This is a genomic window from Pseudomonas sp. DWRC2-2 (assembly GCF_049897885.1).
Lineage (GTDB): Bacteria > Pseudomonadota > Gammaproteobacteria > Pseudomonadales > Pseudomonadaceae > Aquipseudomonas > Aquipseudomonas azotoformans_A.
The window spans coordinates 831,123-851,052 of record NZ_JAFCXD010000002.1 but is presented as its reverse complement, the minus strand read 5'-3'; the positions used below and the strand labels follow the sequence as shown (position 1 = coordinate 851,052).

22 protein-coding genes are annotated in these 19,930 nt (G+C 61.2%); 12 read left to right on the top strand and 10 right to left on the bottom strand.

The genetic code is table 11. The features are described from left to right. Positions 1-31: 31 nt before the first annotated feature. Both ACP7EW_RS12565 and ACP7EW_RS12560 read left to right on the top strand, forming a co-directional pair. Entirely contained in the window at positions 32-1,219 is a 1,188-nt protein-coding gene (locus tag ACP7EW_RS12565; RefSeq protein ID WP_426217336.1) for a cyanate transporter, read from the top strand. A gap of 137 nt (positions 1,220-1,356) precedes the next feature. Next, positions 1,357-2,292, top strand: a complete 936-nt coding sequence (locus ACP7EW_RS12560) for a LysR family transcriptional regulator (protein WP_426217333.1) — start codon at positions 1,357-1,359, stop codon at positions 2,290-2,292. A 3-nt stretch (positions 2,293-2,295) separates the two neighbouring features. Here ACP7EW_RS12560 and ACP7EW_RS12555 read toward each other — a convergent pair whose 3' ends face one another. From ACP7EW_RS12555 to ACP7EW_RS12515, 9 genes are all read right to left on the bottom strand, one after another. Further along, positions 2,296-2,658 carry a 5-carboxymethyl-2-hydroxymuconate Delta-isomerase gene (locus ACP7EW_RS12555; protein WP_426217331.1) on the bottom strand — a complete coding sequence of 121 codons (363 nt, stop codon included), beginning with the start codon at positions 2,656-2,658 and terminating at the stop codon, positions 2,296-2,298. Positions 2,659-2,706: 48 nt separating this feature from the next. Then, a complete protein-coding gene (locus ACP7EW_RS12550) occupies positions 2,707-3,630 on the bottom strand; it encodes a LysR substrate-binding domain-containing protein (RefSeq protein WP_426217329.1) in 924 nt (307 codons plus the stop codon). 58 nt (positions 3,631-3,688) lie between these two features. Continuing rightward, positions 3,689-5,005 (bottom strand): MFS transporter, encoded by a 1,317-nt coding sequence (locus ACP7EW_RS12545; RefSeq protein WP_025999646.1) that lies wholly within the window; start codon positions 5,003-5,005, stop codon positions 3,689-3,691. Positions 5,006-5,060: 55 nt separating this feature from the next. Beyond that, entirely contained in the window at positions 5,061-6,383 is a 1,323-nt protein-coding gene (locus ACP7EW_RS12540; protein WP_426217327.1) for an MFS transporter, read from the bottom strand. Between the two features lie 73 nt (positions 6,384-6,456). Next, the gene (locus ACP7EW_RS12535; RefSeq protein WP_426217325.1) at positions 6,457-7,335 is read right to left on the bottom strand and encodes an SMP-30/gluconolactonase/LRE family protein; all 879 of its coding nucleotides are present in this window, start codon (positions 7,333-7,335) and stop codon (positions 6,457-6,459) included. Positions 7,336-7,398: 63 nt separating this feature from the next. Beyond that, the gene (locus ACP7EW_RS12530) at positions 7,399-8,331 is read right to left on the bottom strand and encodes a 3-keto-5-aminohexanoate cleavage protein (RefSeq protein WP_071488953.1); all 933 of its coding nucleotides are present in this window, start codon (positions 8,329-8,331) and stop codon (positions 7,399-7,401) included. Between the two features lie 67 nt (positions 8,332-8,398). Next, on the bottom strand, positions 8,399-9,187 hold the full coding sequence (locus ACP7EW_RS12525) for an SDR family oxidoreductase (RefSeq protein ID WP_177110860.1): 789 nt from the start codon (positions 9,185-9,187) through the stop codon (positions 8,399-8,401). Then, positions 9,184-9,906 carry a GntR family transcriptional regulator gene (locus tag ACP7EW_RS12520; protein WP_016975198.1) on the bottom strand — a complete coding sequence of 241 codons (723 nt, stop codon included), beginning with the start codon at positions 9,904-9,906 and terminating at the stop codon, positions 9,184-9,186. The genes ACP7EW_RS12525 and ACP7EW_RS12520 overlap by 4 nt, the downstream gene beginning before the upstream one ends. A 208-nt stretch (positions 9,907-10,114) precedes the next feature. Further along, a complete protein-coding gene (locus ACP7EW_RS12515) occupies positions 10,115-10,315 on the bottom strand; it encodes a hypothetical protein (protein WP_426218086.1) in 201 nt (66 codons plus the stop codon). 140 nt (positions 10,316-10,455) lie between these two features. Between ACP7EW_RS12515 and ACP7EW_RS12510 the strand changes: the two genes are divergently transcribed. Beyond that, on the top strand, positions 10,456-11,760 hold the full coding sequence (locus tag ACP7EW_RS12510; protein ID WP_016975196.1) for an MFS transporter: 1,305 nt from the start codon (positions 10,456-10,458) through the stop codon (positions 11,758-11,760). After that, positions 11,760-12,518, top strand: a complete 759-nt coding sequence (locus ACP7EW_RS12505; RefSeq protein ID WP_426217322.1) for a substrate-binding domain-containing protein — start codon at positions 11,760-11,762, stop codon at positions 12,516-12,518. The genes ACP7EW_RS12510 and ACP7EW_RS12505 overlap by 1 nt, the downstream gene beginning before the upstream one ends. Here the strand turns inward: ACP7EW_RS12505 and ACP7EW_RS12500 are convergent. After that, the gene (locus ACP7EW_RS12500) at positions 12,510-13,412 is read right to left on the bottom strand and encodes a LysR family transcriptional regulator (protein ID WP_095017547.1); all 903 of its coding nucleotides are present in this window, start codon (positions 13,410-13,412) and stop codon (positions 12,510-12,512) included. The two genes, ACP7EW_RS12505 and ACP7EW_RS12500, sit on opposite strands and share 9 nt — an antisense overlap. Before the next feature lie 207 nt (positions 13,413-13,619). Here ACP7EW_RS12500 and ACP7EW_RS12495 point away from each other — a divergent pair, with 207 nt between their 5' ends. The 8 genes from ACP7EW_RS12495 to ACP7EW_RS12460 all read left to right on the top strand — a co-directional run bounded on the left by ACP7EW_RS12495 (position 13,620) and on the right by ACP7EW_RS12460 (position 19,860). Further along, positions 13,620-14,024 carry a ribbon-helix-helix domain-containing protein gene (locus tag ACP7EW_RS12495; protein ID WP_426217320.1) on the top strand — a complete coding sequence of 135 codons (405 nt, stop codon included), beginning with the start codon at positions 13,620-13,622 and terminating at the stop codon, positions 14,022-14,024. After that, a complete protein-coding gene (locus ACP7EW_RS12490; protein ID WP_426217318.1) occupies positions 14,021-14,338 on the top strand; it encodes a type II toxin-antitoxin system RelE/ParE family toxin in 318 nt (105 codons plus the stop codon). The genes ACP7EW_RS12495 and ACP7EW_RS12490 overlap by 4 nt, the downstream gene beginning before the upstream one ends. Positions 14,339-14,473: 135 nt before the next feature. Beyond that, positions 14,474-15,325, top strand: coding sequence for an STAS domain-containing protein (locus ACP7EW_RS12485; protein ID WP_426217316.1), 852 nt, complete (start codon positions 14,474-14,476; stop codon positions 15,323-15,325). Between the two features lie 2 nt (positions 15,326-15,327). Continuing rightward, the gene (locus ACP7EW_RS12480; RefSeq protein WP_033902634.1) at positions 15,328-15,690 is read left to right on the top strand and encodes an STAS domain-containing protein; all 363 of its coding nucleotides are present in this window, start codon (positions 15,328-15,330) and stop codon (positions 15,688-15,690) included. Beyond that, positions 15,687-16,091: an ATP-binding protein gene (locus ACP7EW_RS12475; RefSeq protein ID WP_033902635.1), complete on the top strand. Its 405-nt coding sequence runs from the start codon at positions 15,687-15,689 to the stop codon at positions 16,089-16,091. The genes ACP7EW_RS12480 and ACP7EW_RS12475 overlap by 4 nt, the downstream gene beginning before the upstream one ends. Beyond that, on the top strand, positions 16,082-17,089 hold the full coding sequence (locus ACP7EW_RS12470) for an ATP-binding protein (RefSeq protein WP_426217313.1): 1,008 nt from the start codon (positions 16,082-16,084) through the stop codon (positions 17,087-17,089). Before ACP7EW_RS12475 ends, ACP7EW_RS12470 begins: the two co-directional genes overlap by 10 nt. Then, positions 17,082-17,945 carry a sensor histidine kinase gene (locus ACP7EW_RS12465; RefSeq protein ID WP_426217311.1) on the top strand — a complete coding sequence of 288 codons (864 nt, stop codon included), beginning with the start codon at positions 17,082-17,084 and terminating at the stop codon, positions 17,943-17,945. Before ACP7EW_RS12470 ends, ACP7EW_RS12465 begins: the two co-directional genes overlap by 8 nt. After that, a complete protein-coding gene (locus ACP7EW_RS12460) occupies positions 17,935-19,860 on the top strand; it encodes a response regulator (protein WP_426217309.1) in 1,926 nt (641 codons plus the stop codon). The genes ACP7EW_RS12465 and ACP7EW_RS12460 overlap by 11 nt, the downstream gene beginning before the upstream one ends. Positions 19,861-19,930 lie beyond the last annotated feature (70 nt).

The following is a 19,930-nucleotide window of genomic DNA, read 5'->3' as shown; positions in this document are numbered from 1 at the left end:
TGATTCGCCCTTGTTCACTCAAGGCCGTCCCATGGAAACCGTCCAAACAAAACCCACCACCGCCGTCTGGCTGATGATCAGTGTCGTGCTGGTCGCCCTCAACCTGCGCCCCTCAATGGCCGCTGTCGGCCCCCTGTTGTCCTCGATTCGTGGCGACGTGCCGTTGAGTTTCAGCAGCGCGGCCCTGCTGACCATGTTGCCGGTGATGGCCATGGGCTTGGCGATGTTCTTTGGAATGGGCGTGGCCAAACGTTTTGGCGAGCACCGCAGCATCGTGGTGTCACTGGTGGTGATTGGCGTGGCGACGCTGTCGCGGTTGTTCCTCGATTCGGCGCTGGAGTTGATTGTCAGCGCCATCGCCGCCGGCGTGGGGATTGCGATGATCCAGGCGCTGATGCCGGCGCTGATCAAATCGCGGTTCAGTGACAATGTCTCGCTGTTCATGGGCCTGTACGTCACCGCGATCATGGGCGGCGCGGCGCTGGCGGCGTCGTTTGCACCGTTCGTGCAGGTGCAGACCGGCAGTTGGCGCATCGGCCTGGCGATCTGGTCGGTGCTGGCGTTGCTGGCCTTGATGTTTTGGTACGCGCAACGCTCGGTGTTGCCGCCACTGCCCCAAGCCGCTGCGGGCCCTCAAGAATCATTTTTCGGCAACGGTCGCGCCTGGTTGCTCGCGGTATTTTTCGGGCTCGGTACCGCGTCCTACACCTGCGTACTCGCCTGGCTGGCGCCGTACTACGTGGAGCAAGGTTGGAGTGAACAGAACGCCGGCTTGCTGCTGGGTTTCCTGACGGCCATGGAAGTCGTCTCCGGCCTGATCACCCCCGCCATCGCCAACCGTCGCCAGGATAAACGCGGCGTGGTAGCGGTGTTGCTGGTGCTGATCATCCTGGGTTTCTGCGGCCTGATCCTCAGTCCGCAACACCTGAGCCTGCTGTGGCCTTGCCTGCTCGGCCTGGGCATCGGCGGCCTGTTCCCGATGAGCCTGATCCTGTCCCTCGACCACCTGGACAACCCGCGCCGCGCCGGTGGCCTCACCGCATTTGTGCAAGGCATCGGCTACCTGATTGCCGGGTTGTCGCCGCTGATCGCCGGGATGATCCGCGATCAACTGGGCAGCTTCGAATGGGCCTGGTGGTCGCTCACGGCGGTGATCGTGGTGATGCTGTTGATCGTGACGCGCTTCAACCCAAAGCATTACGCACGACATATCCGCTGAGGTCGTGTTGCAAACAGTATTTGTCTCACGCCAAACATAGAAACGCCCTACAGAGCATTCTATTGGCACGCTCGTTCCGTTAAGCTTTTGTGCTGTCTTGTACTGAGTTCGGTACAAAGGGTTTACGGACGAAACCGATGCTAAACAGTAACTTGCTCAGAAAGCTCGATATGCAGGACTTGATGGTGTTTATCGCCGTCTATGACCAGAGCAGCGTTACCGAGGTGTCTGAAACGCTGTTTGTCAGCCAGTCCACCGTGAGCTACAGCCTGAAGAAGCTGCGCACCAGTTTTGAAGACGAGCTGTTTATCAACACGCGCGCCGGCATGCGCCCGACGTACAAGGCCACCACCATGTACGGCCATATGCAGAAGATCCTCGAAAGCATCAACCTGTGCCACGCCGGCAGCCAAGCCTTCGATCCGACGCAGAAGGCCGTGACCTTCAACGTGTGTGCGCCGGAATATTTCGAACAGTTGATCCTGCCGCGCCTGTTGAAAAACTTCGACCGCGCCGACCTGCCGGTGATCGTCAATGTGCAGAAGCTGGAAACCGACATCCCCGCCGACGACCTGCGCGAAGGTCGCCTCGACCTGGTGATCTGCTTCGGCCCCAACTTCCACCGCGCCCACAAAGATTTCCGCACCCAAATGCTGCTGGAGGACGACTTGGTGTGCGTATTCGACAAACGCTCGGCGCCACGGGAGCCGGCCTTCAGCCTGCAGTCCTTCGTCGAGCGCCGCCACGTGTTCCCCACGCCGTGGACCTCCGACACCAACATGATCGACGGCTGGCTCGCACGCCAGGCCCACAAGCGCCAGGTCATCGCCCGTGCCAACAGCTACAGCGCAGCCTTGAAGATGATCACCGGCACGGACTTCATCGTCACCCTGCCGCGCCGCGTGCAAAAATTGCTGGCGCCGTCCACGGTGTTCGGCCATTGCGAAGCGCCGAACGGTTTGCCGGGGTTCACCCTGGAGATGCAGTGGAACGAAACCAGTGAGCAGGACAGCGCCAATACCTGGTTTCGCGAGCAAGTAGTGAAAGTGTGTGCGGATCAGGGGTTGTTGTAGGGCTTAACCGATTGCGACCTTGCTGTAGGAATCGCGATCCATATCCACCAACAGAACACACAGCTGAACTTGTACGCCCGCCGGCCAGTCGCCCAGGTCCTGCAAGGCAGCCAACAGGCTTTCCGACAACTGCTTCTTGACCTGAGGCGACCGCCCGCTGAGCAGCGACAGCTTCACCGCGATAAAACCGCGAGGGTCGAGGGAGGTGCCCACCTGGAACGTCTCGACCTTGACGGCACGGCTTTTGATATCGAATTCGGAACCGAACTGGCCAGACACCATCAACACGTTGTTGAGCCGTAGCAGGGTTTTCTCAACGGCCAGGTTCGTCAGGTTGGCGGTGTATTCCAGATGCAGGTGTGGCATGTAGGGCTCCGAGTCTTTGGTAGGAAGAATCCTAGATATACCACGGAGTCAGGCCTTGGTCGCCAACCCACGATCACTCATGAACGCCTCCAGTCGTGAGCGTACCCAGCGCTCGGCCGGGTCAGTGTCCACGTGGCTGAGCCAGACCATGGACAAATCCAGGGTCGGCGTCTCGAACGGGAACGGCTCGCAGAACAGGTGGCCCGACACGGCCATGGCCTCGGCGGTGTAGTCCGGCAAGCTGGCGATCAGGTCGGTGCCGGCGAGCAACGCCGGCAGTGCGCTGTATTGCGGCACCGACAACACCACGTGGCGCTTGCGGCCGATTTCCGCCAGCCATTCATCGGCGAACCCCGCCACGTTGGCGGTGTGGGACACCAGCACGTGGGGCCGTGAGCAGTATTCGTCGAGGGTCAGCGGTGCGTCCGAGGCATCGGCACGCAGGATGCGCGGGCGGATATGGCGCAACAGCTTGCGCTTGGCATTCGCTGGCAGGCCACGGGTCTGGGTGATGCCGACGGTGATATCGCCAGAGGCCAGCAGGTCCGGGATGCGCCAGTAGTCCACATGTTGCACCACGAACACCACTTGCGGCGCTTCCTGGCGCAGGGCGCGCAGCAACGGCGGCAACAGGCCGAACTCGACATCATCGGACAGGCCGATGCGAAAGGTCATGGTGCTGATCGACGGGTCGAAGTCATGGGTCAGACTCAAGGCCGAGGACAACGAGTCCAGCGCTGGCGACAAATGCTGGATGATTTCCTCGGCCCGCGCCGTGGGCTCCATGCGGTGGCCGACGCGAATGAACAGCGGGTCATTGAATAAGGTACGCAAGCGGTTGAGGGCAGAGCTGATGGTCGGTTGGCCGAGAAACAGCTTCTCTGCCACACGCGTGACGTTGCGTTCCAGCATCAGTGCTTCGAACACCACCATCAGGTTGATGTCGGCCTTGCGTAATTCATTGCGATTCATCGGCGCCTGCCCCTTTCCCCAAGACAAGCCGCAGTGTAGAAAGCCGCGTTGCCGGCGTCTACGTGTAGGACGCTTCGCTGGCCTGTGCGCCACGCTCAGGCTCGTGCCCCATGCGCAACCGCAGCGCCGCAATAGCCGCCACCACCAATACCAGCGCAATTACCTTCAGGCCGTTCATCGCATTGCCGGTGCTTTGCTCGATCACGCCCATTACCGAGGGGCCGACAAACCCGCCGAGCAGCCCGCAGGCGTTGACGAAACCCAGCCCGCCCGCCAGCGCAACGCCCTTGAGACGCGAAGCCGGGTACAGAAAAATGATCGACTGCACCACAAAAAACATCACCGCCGACAGGCAAAAACCGAGCAGGCTGAACACCGGCCCCGATATCGACGCGATGCCCAGGCCCAGCGCCATGGTCAGCAGCCCTGTGACCAGCAACCGCCGGCAGCGTCCGGGCGTCGTGGCGAAACGCGGAATCAACAAGGCCCCGAGTGCCGCCGCGATCCATGGCAACGAGGTCAGCAGGCCGACGCTCATGGTGCTCAGTTCGCCATATTTGCTGATGATGCTCGGCAGGAAAAAGATCACCGTGTAAATGGTGATCTGGTGACAGAAGTACACAAAAATCGCCAGCAGGATTTGCGGGGTCAGCCAGTTCTTCAACGAGTGGCCGCCCTCGCCCGCGCCCTCCTCGGTTTCTTGGGCGATGCGCTGTTCGATGCCGCGCGCTTCCTCGGCCGACAGCCATGGCGCCTTGCTCGGACGGTCCGGCAGTTTGCGCCAGACCACCCAGGCAAACGCCACCGCCGGCAGGCCTTCGAGCATGAACATCCACTGCCAGCCGTGCCAGCCGAGCATGCCGTCCATGCGCATCAAGGCCGCGCCCACCGGGCCGCCGATGATGTTGGCGAAGCACACGCCGAGCAGGAAATAACCGGTGGCGCGTGCCCGCTGTTCGCGGTTGAACCAGTAGGTGAGGTAGAGCATGACGCCGGGGAAGAGTCCGGCTTCGGCAATGCCCAGCAACAGGCGCAGCACATAGAACGAGGTCTCGCCCTGCACAAAGGCCATGGCCGCCGAAATCAGGCCCCAGGTCACCATGATCCGCGCGATCCAGAACCGCGCGCCGACCTTGTGCATGATCAGGTTGCTGGGGATTTCCGACAGTGCATAGGTCAGGAAAAACAGCCCCGCGCCCAACCCGTACGCCGCGGCGGAAATGCCCAGGTCGACGTCCAGGTGATGCTTGGCCAGGGCGATGTTGGTGCGGTCCAGGAAGCTCAGGATGTAGGCAATGATCAGCAAGGGCATCAGCTTGACGAACATCAGTTTATTCAACGCCTGCGGGGTGCGGGCGGAAGTCGCGGTAGTCATCGGCAATTCCTCTTGGCGCCCCGCCAGCCGGGCTGGGGGGCGCATCGGTGTTGTTCTAGGAGTCGAGTTGCATAGCCAACGCCTGGGAGCGATGGGAAAACAGTTGCAGCAGCGCGCCGCCCAGGGCGCAGCCGGCCATCACGAAGAAACACACGGTGTAGCCGTGCAGCGTGGTCCAGCCGCCGCCCATGGCGATCAGGCTGCCCATCAGCACCGGCGCCAGGCCGCCACCGATGAACATCGCGGTGGTGATGATGCCGTTGGCGGTGGACGTCGCTGACGGTTCGGCCGAGTCGCAGGCCACGGCGTAGTAGATCGGCCACACCGCATTGGCCACCAGGCCGAACAGCAGTTGCACGACGACGATCAGCGTCAGGGTGTTGGCGAAGTAGAACGCGCCGACACTCGCCGCCATCCACACACCGCAGATGATCAGGGTGGTGCGCCGGCCGATGATGTCCGACAGCGACGGCCACACCAATTGCCCGAGGATGCCGGTGAGGGTGAACACCACGCTCATCCCCGCCGACTCGGCCAGGGACAATCCGGCGATGTTGTAGAGGTAGGCCGGCAGCACGATGTTGACGCCCATGTACACCACTTGGGTGAGCATCGTATTGCCCGCTGTGAGAGCGATGTTGCGGTTGCGCAAGGTGGCGACAAAGGTGCGCCAGGCTTCGCCTTTTACCGAGCTGGCCGGGGCATTGTCGGGCGGGGTCATGCCTTTGGCGGCGATGTCGACGTACAACGCCGTGATGCGCTCGGCCGTGGAATAACGCGCCCAGAAGATCATCAGCGGCAGCGCCACCACGAAAGCGAAAAAGAACACATAACGCCAGTTGTCCTCACCAAACACGGTGATGACAAAACTCGCGACGATACCGCTGAGCATCGCGCCAATCGGGTAACCCGTATGGTGCGCGCCCAGGGCAAAACCACGACGCTCAACCGGCCACCATTCGGCAGTGTTGCTCACCCCCACCGGCTCGCCCCAGCCGGCGCCGAGGTTGACGCCGACGCGCAGGGCAATGAAGGTGGCGAGGTTGCCGCTCAACGCCTTGAAGCCGGACAGAAACGAGATCGCGGTGTAGCCCAGCACCAGCGGCACCTGGAAGCGCGCACGTTTCCAGCCGCCGCCGTAACGGTCGCTCCACATCGAACCGGGGATATCCAGCAGCGCCAGGGCCAGCATCACCACCGTGGCCACGGTGCCCCATTGGTCGGCGGACAAATCGAAATGCTTGGAAATGGTTGGCCCCAAGCGCAGCACGATCTCACGGTCGTAGGCGTTGAGGATCCAGATCATCCAGCAGACCAGCAGCGACACCCAGGAATGCCGGTGAATGCTGCGCAGCGACGCTTTTTTAATAGTTGCCATGGGCCTCTCCAGGCGCGCGAGGGCGCGCACTGACACAAGGTTGCGAAGGAATATGCCTTGTCACACACACGCGCTAGCTGGCGAACCGTCGCTCGGCTATTCCTTGCACGCCCAACCCGGTAATGGCGAACAGCGCTCCGCGCTGTTGGCCGTCCGCCGGAAAACGCGGTAGCGGCGGCTTGGCCATGGAGGTCACAAACAGGGTGTCCAGGTTCGGCCCGCCAAAGGTCAGGCTGGTGACCTTTTTCACCGGCATCTGAATGATGCGATCGACGTGGCCGTCGGGGGTGTAGCGCACCAGTTTCCCGGCGTAGACCAGCGCCTGCCACAGGCAGCCTTCGGCATCCACGGTGCAACCGTCGGCGGCGCCACCGCCGGAGGTATCGACCTTGGCGAAGGTGCGACGGTGGCTGACGTTGCCGGTGGCCAGGTCATAGTCGTAGGCCCAGATCTCGCCGGACCAGGTGTCGCAAAAGTAGAAGGTGTCACCCGACGGGCTCCAGCACGGGCCGTTGGACACGATGATGCCTTCGTCCAGGGTGTGCAGGCTCAGGTCGGCATCAAGCCGGTAGAGTTTGGCGCTGGCGCTGTCTTCCAACGTGTCCATGGAGCCGAAGATAAAACGGCCTTGGCGGTCGATCTTGCCGTCATTGAGGCGGTTGTTGGGCAGGTGCGGTTCCGGATCAGCGACCAGGTCGAGTTCGCCGCTGTTGAGGTCGAGCGTGTGCACGCCGTTTTGCAGGGCGACGATGGCCGACTCGCCGTCACGGCGCAGGGCCATGGAGCCGATTTTCTGGCCCACGTCCCAGGCCCGCAGCTCGCGACCATCGTCGGTGCAACGCAGGATGCGGCCGTCGGCGCTGTCGATCCAGTACAGACGTTGTTGCTCGACGTCCCACACCGGGCCTTCGCCCAGGGTGGTCTTGACGTCGACAAGCACTTCGATACGCATGATGATCCCCTTATTGTTGTTGTGCGGGATGCACGCCGCGCCTTGACGCGGCGGTTTGTTGGGTTAGAAGTTGACCTGATCGCGCCCCTTGAGCCCGAGGATTTCCCGCGCTTCATCCGGCGTGGCGACGCGGTGGCCGAGGGCTTCGATCACGGTACGAATACGCCGGACCTGATCGGCATTCGACGCCGCCAGTTTGCCCGGCCCGTCCCACAGCGAATCCTCAAGCCCCACCCGCGCGTTGCTGCCCATGGACAGGCCCATGGTCGCCAGCGGAATCTGCCCACGCCCAGCGCCGAGGATCGACCACACGTAGTCGTCGCCAAACAGACGGTCGGCGGTACGGCGCATGTGTGCCAGGTCTTCCGGGTGCCCGCCGATACCGCCACGCAAACCGAATACCGACTGGATAAACAACGGTGGCTTGAGCAGGCCGCGTTCCAGGAAGTGCGCAGCGGTGTAGAGGTGGCCGATGTCGTAGCACTCGATCTCAAAACGCGTACGGTTTTCGGCACAGGAGTTGAGGATGTGGGTGATATCACGGAAGGTGTTGCGGAAGATCCGGTCGTCACTTTCTTCGAGGTACGGCCGCTCCCAGTCGTGCTTGAAATCGGTGAAGCGGTTGAGCATTTCGTACAGGCCGAAGTTCATCGAGCCCATGTTCAGCGAGGCCAGTTCCGGCTTGAACTGCATCACCGGTTGCAGGCGTTCTTCCACGCCCATGGTCGGCGCGCCGCCGGTGGTGATGTTGATCACCACGTCGCTGGCGGCCTTGATCTGCGGCAGGAATTCGGCGAACAGCGCCGGGTCCTGGCTGGGGCGGCCGTCGTTGGGGTCACGGGCATGCAGGTGCACAATCGCGGCGCCGGCTTCGGCCGCACCGATGGCGGCGTCGGCAATTTCCTGGGCGGTGATCGGCAAATGCGGTGACATCGACGGCGTATGAATCGCACCGGTAACGGCGCACGTGATGATGACAGGACGATTTTTGGGCATGACGAATCTCCGACTTTTATTCTTATGAAAAAAATCCTGGGTGCAGCACGATGTGTTCTTCCGTGGCTTACAGGTACTCGACGTTACCGTCGACGCTGATCGCCTGGCCGGTCACGTTGCGTGCGGCGGGCGAGCAGAGGAACAACGCCATGGCGGCCACGTCTTCGGCGGTGACCATGCGCTTGAGGGAAATCTTGTTGAGGTATTCCTGGCGCATCTCGGCTTCGGGCACGCCGACCTGTTCGGCACGGGCGCGAATCACGCCGTCCATGCGCGGGCCTTCGACGATGCCGGGCAGCAAAGCGTTGACGCGGATATCACTCTCGCCCAGCTCCGAGGCCAGGGACTTCATCAAACCGACAATGGCCCATTTGGTCGCCGCATACGGCGTGCGCCATGCGTAGCCCAAGCGCCCCGCCACCGAGGCGATATGCAGCAAATGGCCGTGGGACGACTCCTTGAGCATCGGCACGGCGTGGTGGGCAAACCGGTATTGCGCGGTGAGATTGATATTGATGGTGGCTTGCCACTCGGCGTCGCTGATCGCATCGATCCCACCGGTAGGCCCGGCGATCCCGGCATTGTTGACCAGCACATCGAGACCGCCGAACTGCTCGCGCTGCACCTGGAACACCGCCTCGATCTGCGCGGCATCGCTGACATCCGCGCGGGTGGCGACGCTGCCTGGATATTTGTCGCGAAACGCAGCCAGGGCCGGCTCACTCACATCACACACATGCACCTGCGCACCGGCCTCCAGATACGCCGCTGCCAGCACTTCACCAATGCCGGCAGCCCCGCCGGAAATCAACACACGTAACCCAGGATAAGGCTGCAGCCGTTGTAGGACACTCATGCACGTTTACCTCCTGAAGCAGACGACCGCGAACGGTCGTTCTTGACGAGCAGGCGCGCCAGGGAATCGGCGGCCTGCATGATGTCATCGGTCACCGCCGCGCGGGCGCCGGCGCCATCGCGGGCGGCCAGGGCTTCGACGATGCGCGTGTGCGCCTCCATCGAGCGTTGCAGGTGAGCTTTATCCGGGGCGACCAGCGCAAAACACGGGCCCATGTGCAGCCAGAAGTTTTCCACGGCAGCCATGGTCAACTCGGCCTGGGCCACGGCGTAGATGCGCCGGTGAAACGCGAAGTTGGTCCACAGGTAACGCGACACGTCGACTTCGTCGGCGGCGTGTTGCATCTGCTGGCAGAGGTCAGTGATTTCGTCGAGGTCGGCTTTTTGCAGGAGCAGCACCGCCTTTTCGGCGAGCAAGCCTTCGAGGGCGACCCGCGCATCACGGATTTCGCGCAAGCGTTCGACCGTCATCAGGCGCACACGCAGACGGGAGGTTTCGGTGACTTCAAAGGCATTTTCGGCGCTGAGGCGTTGCAGCGCTTCGCGCACTGGCATCGGGCTGGAACCCAGGGCTTCGGCGAGACCGCGGATGGTGAGCTTCTGGCCAGGCTGGAAACGGCCACTCATCAAGGCTTCGCGGATCTGGCGGTACACCTGGTCTTGCAAGGTATCGCGGGACACCTGGCGCAGGGTGGGCAGGAGGAGCGGACCATCTGTCATGAGGCAAAACCTGTGTTGTCGTTCTTATGGCCTCAATATGTGATCACAAATCAAATATGTCAAATAGTTTCCCATTTATGAGAGTGCACAGATAAATGTGGGAGCGGGCTTGCTCGCGAAAGCGGTTGATCAGTCACAGCATTGTTGACTGACACTCCGTCTTCGCGAGCAAGCCCGCTCCCACATTTTGACCGCGTTTAGCCTGATATTACGGTTTTAGCGGGCGCTCCTGATCCCGCTCGGAAAGCTCCGTTCCATCATCCGGATGCTTCCAGGTCTGCGGTTTTTCTTCCTCCCGCTGTCGGGGTTGTTCGCGCTCCGGCTCGTCCCGCCGTTTCTGTTGGTCAGTCATCGCCACCTCCCATCCGTAAGAATTGGTCACACCTTCAGCATAGAACAGCGAACGCATTTATGACCGCACCACTGATTGATAGCCAATGCGCATCAATCTATCCAAATTTGTCACTTATCATTTCTAAATGTGTCAGCCACTATTCTCGGTCTTAGGCGAAACAAGCACTTTAAAAAGAACGCTGGAGACACAAAACCATGACTAGCCCTACCCGACCCGACTCTGCCCGCTCGAAAGTGGGCGCGGTTTTCCGCGTGACTTCGGGCAACTTCCTCGAACAGTTCGACTTCTTCCTGTTCGGTTTTTACGCCACCTACATCGCTGCCGCGTTCTTCCCTGCCGCTAATGAGTTTGCGTCATTAATGATGACCTTCGCCGTGTTCGGCGCGGGCTTCCTGATGCGTCCATTGGGCGCGATCATCCTGGGTGCCTACATTGATGACGTCGGTCGCCGCAAAGGACTGATCGTGACCCTGTCGATCATGGCCAGCGGCACGCTGCTGATCGTGCTGGTGCCGGGTTATCACACCATCGGCCTGTGGGCACCGCTGCTGGTGCTGCTTGGCCGCCTGCTGCAAGGCTTTTCGGCCGGCGCGGAACTGGGCGGTGTGTCGGTGTACCTGTCTGAAATGGCCACGCCCGGCCGCAAAGGCTTCTACACCAGCTGGCAATCGGGTAGCCAACAGATCTCCATCGTGGTCGCCGCCGCACTGGGTTATGGCCTGAACGTGTGGATGGAACCTGCCGTGGTGGCCGATTGGGGCTGGCGCATTCCGTTCGCCATCGGCTGTGTGATCATTCCGTTCATCTTTATCCTGCGTCGCAACCTGCAGGAAACCGAAGAGTTCGCCAACCGCAAGCATCGCCCGACCATGCGTGAAGTGCTGGCGACCCTGGTGAAGAACTGGACCGTAGTCATCGGCGGCATGCTGATGGTGGCCATGACCACCACCGCGTTCTACCTGATCACCGTGTATGCACCGACCTTCGGCAAGACCGTGCTGCAATTGAGCACCTCCGACGCGCTGTTGGTGACCCTGCTGGTGGCGGTGTCGAACTTTGTCTGGCTGCCGATCGGCGGCACCCTGAGCGACCGTTTCGGCCGCAAGCCGGTGCTGATCGCCATGACCGTGCTGACGGTTCTCACGGCTTATCCAGCACTGTCCTACGTGGTAAATGCCCCAAGCTTCGCCCACATGCTGGAAACCCTGCTATGGTTCTCCTTCCTCTACGGCATGTATAACGGCGCCATGATCCCGGCCCTGACCGAAATCATGCCGGTGGAAGTGCGTGTGGCAGGTTTCTCCCTGGCCTACAGCCTGGCGACTGCGATTTTCGGCGGCTTTACCCCGGCGATCTCCACCTGGTTCATCCACATCACCGAAGACAAGGCCTCGCCGGCCTACTGGATGATGTTCGCCGCAGCCTGCGCACTGTGCTCGACCCTGGCGTTGTATCGTCGCGCCAACACCCGTGGGCAGGTGATGCAGGAGGCGGCGTGATGAAGCGTTTTCTCAAGACCCTGACGGCCCTGGCCCTCGGCGCCCTGGCGCTGTCGGCCCAGGCCGAACAGCTCAAGGTGATGACGTCGGGTGGCTTCACCGCCGCGTATAAGTTGCTTGGCCCGCAGTACGCCAAGCAAAGCGGTGACAGCCTCGACACCATTCTGGGTCCGTCCATGGGCAAAGCGCCGGAAGCGATTCCCAACCGTCTCGCCCGTGGCGAACATGCCGACGTGGTGATCATGGTCGGCTACGCCCTGGATGACCTGATCAAACAAGGCAAGGTCGACCCAGCTTCCCGTGTAGAACTGGCGGACTCGCGCATCGGGATGGTGGTGAAGGCCGGCGCGGTCAAACCTGCAATCGGTACGGATGCCGAATTGAAAGCCGCGCTGAGCAAGGCCAAATCCGTGGCTTACTCGGACAGCGCCAGCGGTGTGTATGTCGAGAAGGAGTTGTTCAAGAAGCTCGGCATGCAGGCCAAAGGCACTATGATCGAACGCCTGCCGGTGGCCGAACAGGTCGCCAAGGGTGACTACGAAGTGGGCTTGCAACAGGTCGCGGAATTGCTGCCGGTGGCGGGTGTGACCTACGTCGGCAAGATCCCGGAGGATGTGCAATCGGTGACCCGTTTTGCCGCCGGCATTCCGGTGAATGCCGAACACCCTGAGCAGGCCAAGGCCTTGTTGCAGTACCTGGCGTCGCCCCAAGCGCAACCGGTGGTACAAACCACCGGCCTGGATTCGGTGTCACGCTGACCGAAACGGCATCTCCCGCACCAACCGTTCCAACTCCAGCGCCGCTGGCGGCAAGGTCCGCCCGCGGCGTTTTATCAAGCCCACATTGCGCATCACCTGCGGCTCCACCAGCGGCACACTCACCAGGATCGGATGCTCGCCGGCCGGCATGGCAATCGAGGGCACCATCGCTACCCCCAACCCCGCCTCCACCAGCCCGATCATCGTCGTGACGTGGTGCGTCTCGCAGATACTCGGCTTTTTCACCCGCACGCCGCGCAACGCCTGATCGAGCAGGAAGCGGTTGCCGGAGGTCTTGTCTACGGTGATGTAGTCGTGTTCGTAGGCCTCGGACCAGGTCACGCTGTCACGCTGGGCCAGGGGATGATCGCGGCGACAGGCCAGCACATAACGCTCCTGCAGCAGCAGTTCGAACTCCACTTCATCGGCCAGGCTGCCGCTGAAACTCACGCCGAAATCCGCCTCGCCACTTTCTACGGCATTGCACACTTCACCGGCGCTGGCATCCAGCACCCGCAGGCGAATTTTCGGATACAACTTGTGGAATTCAGAGATCACGTGGGGCATGAAGTAGTACGCAGTGGACGGCACGCAGGCGATGGTGACATTGCCCATGCGTGTGGACGCGACATTGCTGATGCCCATGAGCGCGACATCGAGATCGTCGAGCATGCGCTCGACCTGCGGCAGGAATGCGCGGCCGACCATGGTCAGGCTGACGCGCCGCGTGGTGCGTTCGAACAGCTTCACATCCAGGGCGGTCTCGAGCTTTTCGATACGCCGGCTGAGGGCCGGCTGCGAGATCCGGATAGCTTCGGCGGCACCGCGAAAACTGCCCTTGTCTACCACGGCGCGAAAGGCTTGGAGGTCGTTGAGGTCGAAGTTGATGATCACGGGAGAGCCAATGTGGTCGAGGTGGCGGGCATTATCGTACGGGAGCCGATGGGGCGCCATGCATGTCGGGACCGGCTTGTCGTAATAACCCTGCTACAAATATGAAGTCATACATATCAGTGGGTTATTGGGTTTTTTGCGGCCACGCAATCGTCGAAATGGGTCAATACTTGCGGCCTGACCTTCACAACGGGAGATATAACACACATGGAAGCCCCTTACTTCTGGACAGACGACGAGATGCTGGATATCGGCATCGATCAGTTGCTTCTTGCATCACGTCAGTGGTCAAGTAGGATTGAATCCTACTCTCCCTCGGCGGACTTCCACATGCGCTCTACCCAGCAAATGAGCATTACCTTGCCCATCGAAATGGCAGCCCAGGTCAAAGCCAAGGTCGCGGCCGGTGAGTATGCATCCGAAAGTGAAGTGATCCGCGACGGCCTGAGGGTCTTGCTGGCACGTGATCGCGCCATGGAAGACTGGCTGCGGGACGAGGTGATCCCCGCTGCGGCAGCCCTCAAGGCCGAGCCCGAGCGCGCGCTGTCCGTCGAACAGGTTCGAGAACACATGGCAGCCAAGCGTCAGCGAAAAGGCACCGGGAAAGCGTGAGTTACGCGGTAGCCTTTTCGCCTGAAGCCTTGGCGCAACTCGACGCCCTTGAAGACTACATCAGCGATACCAGTTCCCCAGTTATAGCTGCACGCTTTATCGACAGCCTCATCCGCTACTGCGAAGGCCTTTGCCTGTTTCCCTTGCGCGGCACCCGCCGTGATGACCTGCTCAAAGACTTGCGCATCACTCACTATCGGCGCACCACGGTCATCGCGTTCGTGGTGAACGCTGCCAGCGAAACGCTGTCGATCCTGGGCCTGTATTACGGCGGCCAGGATTATCTGGCGTCGCTGGAGTGCAGCGAAAGCTGATCGAAATCAAATGCTGTATTCACCATGGGTGTGACCTGTCCGTTTATGTTCGGAAAATTCGGCGAAATACTTCAAAACGGTTCTATTTAGTATAAATTGCGTGCAGTTCATCTAAGGCATTCAAGGAGGTTACCCGTGGCAACTTTGCAAACGAACACAATTCAGGCTCTGCTGGATAATCGAAGCGCCCTCCTTGACGAATGGAATGCCAGCCTCGAGGCCTCGGGCGCTACGCGCAACATCAAAGGCGACGATATCAAACAGCAGACCCATGAGTTCCTGAATCTGCTGACTGAGGCCCTGCAACTGGGCGGCTCCCAGAATACCGACCACGAAAATTGGGCGCAAACCCGTGTATTCCTGGAAAAACTTTCTCACAGTCGCGCCCTCGCCGGTCAGGACTCGCAACAAACCGCCAGTTTTATCTTCGCCCTTAAAGGCCCCCTGTTCGTCCTGCTCCAACAGGTATATGCCGATCAACCTGTGCCGTTGGCCGAACAGCTGTTGAAGATATCGGAGCTGCTCGACGCACTGGGCATGCACACCATCCGCACGTTTCAGAAGTCCCGCGAATCGGTGATCAAACGCCAACAGGAAGAATTGCTGGAACTCTCCACCCCAGTCGTCAAGCTGTGGGACGGCGTGCTGGCCCTGCCGATGATCGGCACCCTGGACTCGCAGCGCACACAGGTGGTGATGGAGTCGCTGCTACAACGTATCGTCGACACCGGCGCGGAAATCGCGATTATCGACATTACCGGTGTGCCGACTGTCGACACCCTGGTCGCCCAGCACCTGCTCAAGACCGTGACCGCGATCCGCCTGATGGGTGCCGATTGCATCATCAGCGGCGTGCGCCCGCAAATCGCCCAGACCATCGTGCACCTGGGCCTCGACCTGCAAGGCGTGGTCACCAAGGCCAACCTGGCCGACGCTCTGGCCCTCTCGCTCAAACGCCTCGGCGTCACCGTCACCAAGGCTGTCTGAGCATGGAACGCATCCCTATTTTGCAGATGGGCGAGTTTTTGCTCGTGACCATCCAGGTGGACATGCACGACCAGCTTGCACTGACCTTGCAGGACGACTTGTCCGAGCGCATCAGCCGCACCTCGGCCAAAGGCGTGTTGATCGATATTTCGGCGCTGGACATGGTCGACTCGTTCATCGGGCGCATGATCGGCACCATTTCCGGCCTGTCCAGCATCATGGATGCCCAGACCGTGCTGGTGGGCATGCAACCGGCCGTGGCTATCACCCTGGTAGAACTGGGTATGACCCTGCCCGGCGTGGCCACTGCATTGAATGTCGAACGCGGCATGAAACTGCTGCGCGACCGGGTAGAACGCTCATGACCCAAGCCAGCAATGGCACCCACCCGGTGCTGATCGAACAGGATGTCGTGCTGGCTCGACAACTGGTGCGCAAGTTGGCCCAGGACTGCGGCATGCGCCTGATCGACCTGACCAAGCTGGTCACGGCGGTCAGTGAACTGGCCCGTAACACGGTGGTGTATGGCAAGGGCGGCCACATGGACTGGGCGGTGATCGAAAAAGACCACCGCTTCGGCGTGCGCCTGACCTTTCGCGATGAAGGCCCGGGCATTCCCGATCTGAAGCTGGCGATGACCGACGGCTGGACCTCCGGCAGCGGCTTGGGACTGGGACTGACCGGCGCCAAGCGCCTGGTGGATGAATTTGAACTGGACACCGCACCCGGCAAAGGCACCCGCGTGACGATCACCCGATGGGCCTGAACATCCCCAGCGTCCTGACGCATGTGTTGTTGATTGAAGACACCAGCCAGATCGGCCATGCCCGGCGCACCGCGCAGCAACTCGCCGAAGGCCTGGGCTTCGACGATACCGACGCCGGACGCGTGGCCCTGGTGGCCACGGAACTGGCCAGCAATGTCCTGAAGCACGCCGACCATGGTCAATTGCATCTGCGCGCCACCGGTAACGGCGGTGTCGAGTTGGTGGCCATCGACCGTGGCCAAGGCTTCGACCTGAACAGTTGCCTGGTGGACGGCTACTCCACCGGCGGCACCCAGGGCATTGGCCTGGGGGCGATTTCACGCCTGGCCCAGGTGTTCGATGTGTACGCCGACCCTCGTGGCACGGCGATCCTGGCCAGGTTGTACCCCCGCGGCTCACTTGCCAAGGACATTCGCTACGGGGTCAGCCAGCATTCACTGCACGAGGATCCGCATTGCGGCGACGCCTGGCACCTGGCAATCGAACCTGGCCGCTTCAGTGTGATGGTGGCCGACGGACTCGGTCATGGCGAATTTGCCGAGCGTGCCGCCCGAGCAGGAGAGACGGTATTTGCCCAGAACGCGTTTCTGGACTCGACGGTGCTGATGAACGATATACACATCGGCATGAATGGCACCCGTGGCGGCGCCCTGGCCGTGGCCCAGTACGATGCCGAAGCCGATAACCTGAGGTTCACTGGCGTGGGCAATATCGGCGCCAGCCTGGTCGCGCCGGACAAGTCCCGTGGCTTGGCCTCACACCCCGGCATCGTGGGCGTGCAGTTTCGCAAGGCCCATGCCTTCGACTACGCTCAGGTGGGCGGCCAATTGCTGATTCTGTACAGCGACGGCCTGCAATCACGTTGGAATCTCTCGGACTACCCTGGACTTGTCCACCGCCACCCTGCCCTGATCGCCGCTATCCTGCACCGTGATTTCTGTCGCGGCCGGGATGATGTCACGGTCTTCGTGATTGCCCTGGAGGCCATTGATGGCTGACACCCCTGCCTCGCTCGCCGCAGAAGTGCAACGCCTTCGCCTGGAGACAGATGCCCTGCGCACTGAACTGGACGAAACCAACCAGGGCGTTCTAGCACTGTATGCCGAACTGGACACCCAAGCCGACCAACTGCGCCAGGCATCGGACCTCAAAAGCCGCTTTCTGTCCTACATGAGCCATGAGTTCCGCACACCGCTGGGCTCGATCCTGAGTATTACCAGTCTGTTGGCCGATGAACTGGACGGCCCGTTGAGCCCTGAACAGCACACTCAGGTCAGCTTCATCCGCAGTTCTGCGCGCGAACTGCGCGAGATGGTCGACGACCTGCTGGACTTGGCCAAGATTGAGGCCGGGCGCATCAGTATTTCCCCGGCCTGGTTCCATATGTTCGACCTGTTCTCGGCGTTGCGCGGCATGTTCCGGCCGATTGCCGATGCAAGCTCGGTGGACCTGGTCTTCGAAGAGCCATCCGGCCTGCCCAAGCTCTACACCGATGACAAAAAGCTGGCGCAGATTCTGCGTAACTTCATCTCCAATGCACTGAAGTTCACGGCGCAAGGCGAAGTGCGGGTCTCGGCGCGCATGGAGAATGCACACGAAATCCGTTTTGCCGTGCAGGACACTGGCCTGGGTATTCCCACCGAATTGCACAGTAATCTGTTCGAAGACTTTTCCCAGATTGACTCGCCGCTGCAGAAACGCCTACGCGGCACCGGCCTGGGCCTGTCGCTGTGCAAGCGTTTCGCCGAATTGCTGGGTGGCCGGGTGGGCGTGGAAAGCACACCTGGGGTGGGCTCGCTGTTCTTTGTGATCATTCCCTTTTCCCTCGCCAGCGAGACCGTCGATGAAACGTGACATTCAGCTACTGATCGTTGACGACAACGCCGCCACGCGCTACGCCCTGCGCCGGCGCCTTGAGCGTCATCATTACCGGGTGCTGGAAGCGGGCACCGGCCAGGAGGGGTTGGACCTCATCGCCAGCGGGAAAATCGATGCCCTGGTCCTGGACGTCAACCTGCCCGACATGAGCGGCTTCGACATCGTCCGCCGTTTGCGCGCCGACCCGGCCACGGCCTTGCTGCCGGTGGTACACGTCTCTGCAGCGTCCATCGAAACCGGCGACATCATTACTGGGCTGGACGCCGGCGCTGATGCCTACTTGATCCACCCGATAGACCCGGACGTGTTGCTGGCGACCCTGCGTACCTTGTTGCGCGTGCGTGATACCGAATATGCCCTACGCGAAAGCGAGGCGCGCTTCAGAGAGATCTTCTTCAACATCAGCGCACCGATTGCGGTGATGGACGCACAGCTGAAAGTGCACGAATGCAACCACGCGTTCGCCCAACTGATCCACGACAACCTCAACCCGGACGCCCTGCTCGAATGCTTTGCCGCCGATCAACTCGCGGTGATCCAAGAGCTGTGCCTGCGCCTGGGGGCCGGTGAGCGCTGGAAGGGAACGCTGCAGATGAAGGTCGACGGGCAACTGCGCGAAACCGAGTGGCAGATCTCGCCCTATGACCGTGCCGAATTGAGCCTGGTGTTTGTCGAAGATGTCACCGAACATCGCCATCGCGAACGCCACCAGCTGGCCGAGCTGGCCAACGCCGCCACCCAGTTGGCGCGAACCGAAGCGCAGTTGCTCCAAGCGCAGAAAATGGATGCCCTGGGCAAGCTCACCGGGGGCATTGCCCATGACTTCAATAACTTGCTGACCGGCATCATCACCAGCCTGGAGTTGATCAAAAAACGTATCGAAAGCCAACGCACCGACAAGGTGCTGGGCTATGCCGACGCCGCGCTCAGTTCAGCCCTGAGCGCCGCTGGCCTGACGAACCGACTGCTTGCCTTTGCCCGCCAGCAGCCACTGGACACCCGGCCGATTGATATCAATGCGCATATCCGTTCCCTGGAAGAATTGCTAGTGCGCACCATCGGTGAACACATCGCCTTGAAACTGGAGCTGACCACCAACCCCGCCGTGGCGATGGTGGACCCGATCCAGCTGGAAAGCGCAGTGCTGAACCTGGTGATCAATGCCCGCGATGCGTTGCCCCAGGGCGGGATTATCTGGGTCACGACGTATCCGGCTTACTCCAACGGCAACCTCAAGCTGGAAAACGGTCCCTACGTCGCCCTGTCGGTGCGGGATAACGGTGTCGGTATCGAGAACAGCCTGATCGACAAGGTGTTCGACCCCTTCTTCACCACCAAGCCCGTGGGCCAAGGCACCGGATTGGGTCTGTCGACCATCTACGGTTTTGCCCGCCAGTCAGGCGGCGATGCGCAGATCCGTAGCGTGACCCGTCAGGGCACCGAAGTGACCATCATGCTGCCCGCCGCCGAGGGGCCCGCCACCCCAGCCACCAAGGCGCTGCCGAGGCCGGGCAACAGCAAGGGTGAACACATATTGATCGTCGAAGACATGCCCTCAGTTCGTAGTTTTGTCGCCGAGGTACTGACGGATGCCGGCTACCACTGCAGCCTGGCAGCGGACGGCGACGAAGCCCTCGCCATTCTGAAGGCCGCCCCTTCCATCGACCTGCTGCTCACCGATGTCGGCCTGCCCTACATTACCGGTCGTGAGCTGGCCGACCATGCGCGGGTCCTGCGTTCCGACCTGCCCATCCTGTTCATGACCGGCTACGCCGAGAATGCGGCCAACCGACAGAACTTCCTGGGTGAACGCATGGACCTGATTACCAAGCCCTTTCATATCGATGAATTGCTGGAAAAGCTCCGGCAGGGCTTGGAGGCAGAGCGTTAAGCACCGTTAAAAGGGGACACCGGGTTCAACGTGGGTGAAGTTCATCGTTAAGCTTGGTAGGGTGATCGGC

Bases quoted from the DNA above. Each gene is read 5' to 3' on its own strand.
- ACP7EW_RS12565 (WP_426217336.1), top strand. From the start codon at position 32: ATGGAAACCGTCCAAACAAAACCCACCACCGCCGTCTGGCTGATGATC.
- ACP7EW_RS12560 (WP_426217333.1), top strand. From the start codon at position 1,357: ATGCTAAACAGTAACTTGCTCAGAAAGCTCGATATGCAGGACTTGATG.
- ACP7EW_RS12555 (WP_426217331.1), bottom strand. From the start codon at position 2,658: ATGCCACACCTGCATCTGGAATACACCGCCAACCTGACGAACCTGGCC.
- ACP7EW_RS12550 (WP_426217329.1), bottom strand. From the start codon at position 3,630: ATGAATCGCAATGAATTACGCAAGGCCGACATCAACCTGATGGTGGTG.
- ACP7EW_RS12545 (WP_025999646.1), bottom strand. From the start codon at position 5,005: ATGACTACCGCGACTTCCGCCCGCACCCCGCAGGCGTTGAATAAACTG.
- ACP7EW_RS12540 (WP_426217327.1), bottom strand. From the start codon at position 6,383: ATGGCAACTATTAAAAAAGCGTCGCTGCGCAGCATTCACCGGCATTCC.
- ACP7EW_RS12535 (WP_426217325.1), bottom strand. From the start codon at position 7,335: ATGCGTATCGAAGTGCTTGTCGACGTCAAGACCACCCTGGGCGAAGGC.
- ACP7EW_RS12530 (WP_071488953.1), bottom strand. From the start codon at position 8,331: ATGCCCAAAAATCGTCCTGTCATCATCACGTGCGCCGTTACCGGTGCG.
- ACP7EW_RS12525 (WP_177110860.1), bottom strand. From the start codon at position 9,187: ATGAGTGTCCTACAACGGCTGCAGCCTTATCCTGGGTTACGTGTGTTG.
- ACP7EW_RS12520 (WP_016975198.1), bottom strand. From the start codon at position 9,906: ATGACAGATGGTCCGCTCCTCCTGCCCACCCTGCGCCAGGTGTCCCGC.
- ACP7EW_RS12515 (WP_426218086.1), bottom strand. From the start codon at position 10,315: ATGCGTTCGCTGTTCTATGCTGAAGGTGTGACCAATTCTTACGGATGG.
- ACP7EW_RS12510 (WP_016975196.1), top strand. From the start codon at position 10,456: ATGACTAGCCCTACCCGACCCGACTCTGCCCGCTCGAAAGTGGGCGCG.
- ACP7EW_RS12505 (WP_426217322.1), top strand. From the start codon at position 11,760: ATGAAGCGTTTTCTCAAGACCCTGACGGCCCTGGCCCTCGGCGCCCTG.
- ACP7EW_RS12495 (WP_426217320.1), top strand. From the start codon at position 13,620: ATGGAAGCCCCTTACTTCTGGACAGACGACGAGATGCTGGATATCGGC.
- ACP7EW_RS12480 (WP_033902634.1), top strand. From the start codon at position 15,328: ATGGAACGCATCCCTATTTTGCAGATGGGCGAGTTTTTGCTCGTGACC.
- ACP7EW_RS12475 (WP_033902635.1), top strand. From the start codon at position 15,687: ATGACCCAAGCCAGCAATGGCACCCACCCGGTGCTGATCGAACAGGAT.
- ACP7EW_RS12470 (WP_426217313.1), top strand. From the start codon at position 16,082: ATGGGCCTGAACATCCCCAGCGTCCTGACGCATGTGTTGTTGATTGAA.
- ACP7EW_RS12465 (WP_426217311.1), top strand. From the start codon at position 17,082: ATGGCTGACACCCCTGCCTCGCTCGCCGCAGAAGTGCAACGCCTTCGC.
- ACP7EW_RS12460 (WP_426217309.1), top strand. From the start codon at position 17,935: ATGAAACGTGACATTCAGCTACTGATCGTTGACGACAACGCCGCCACG.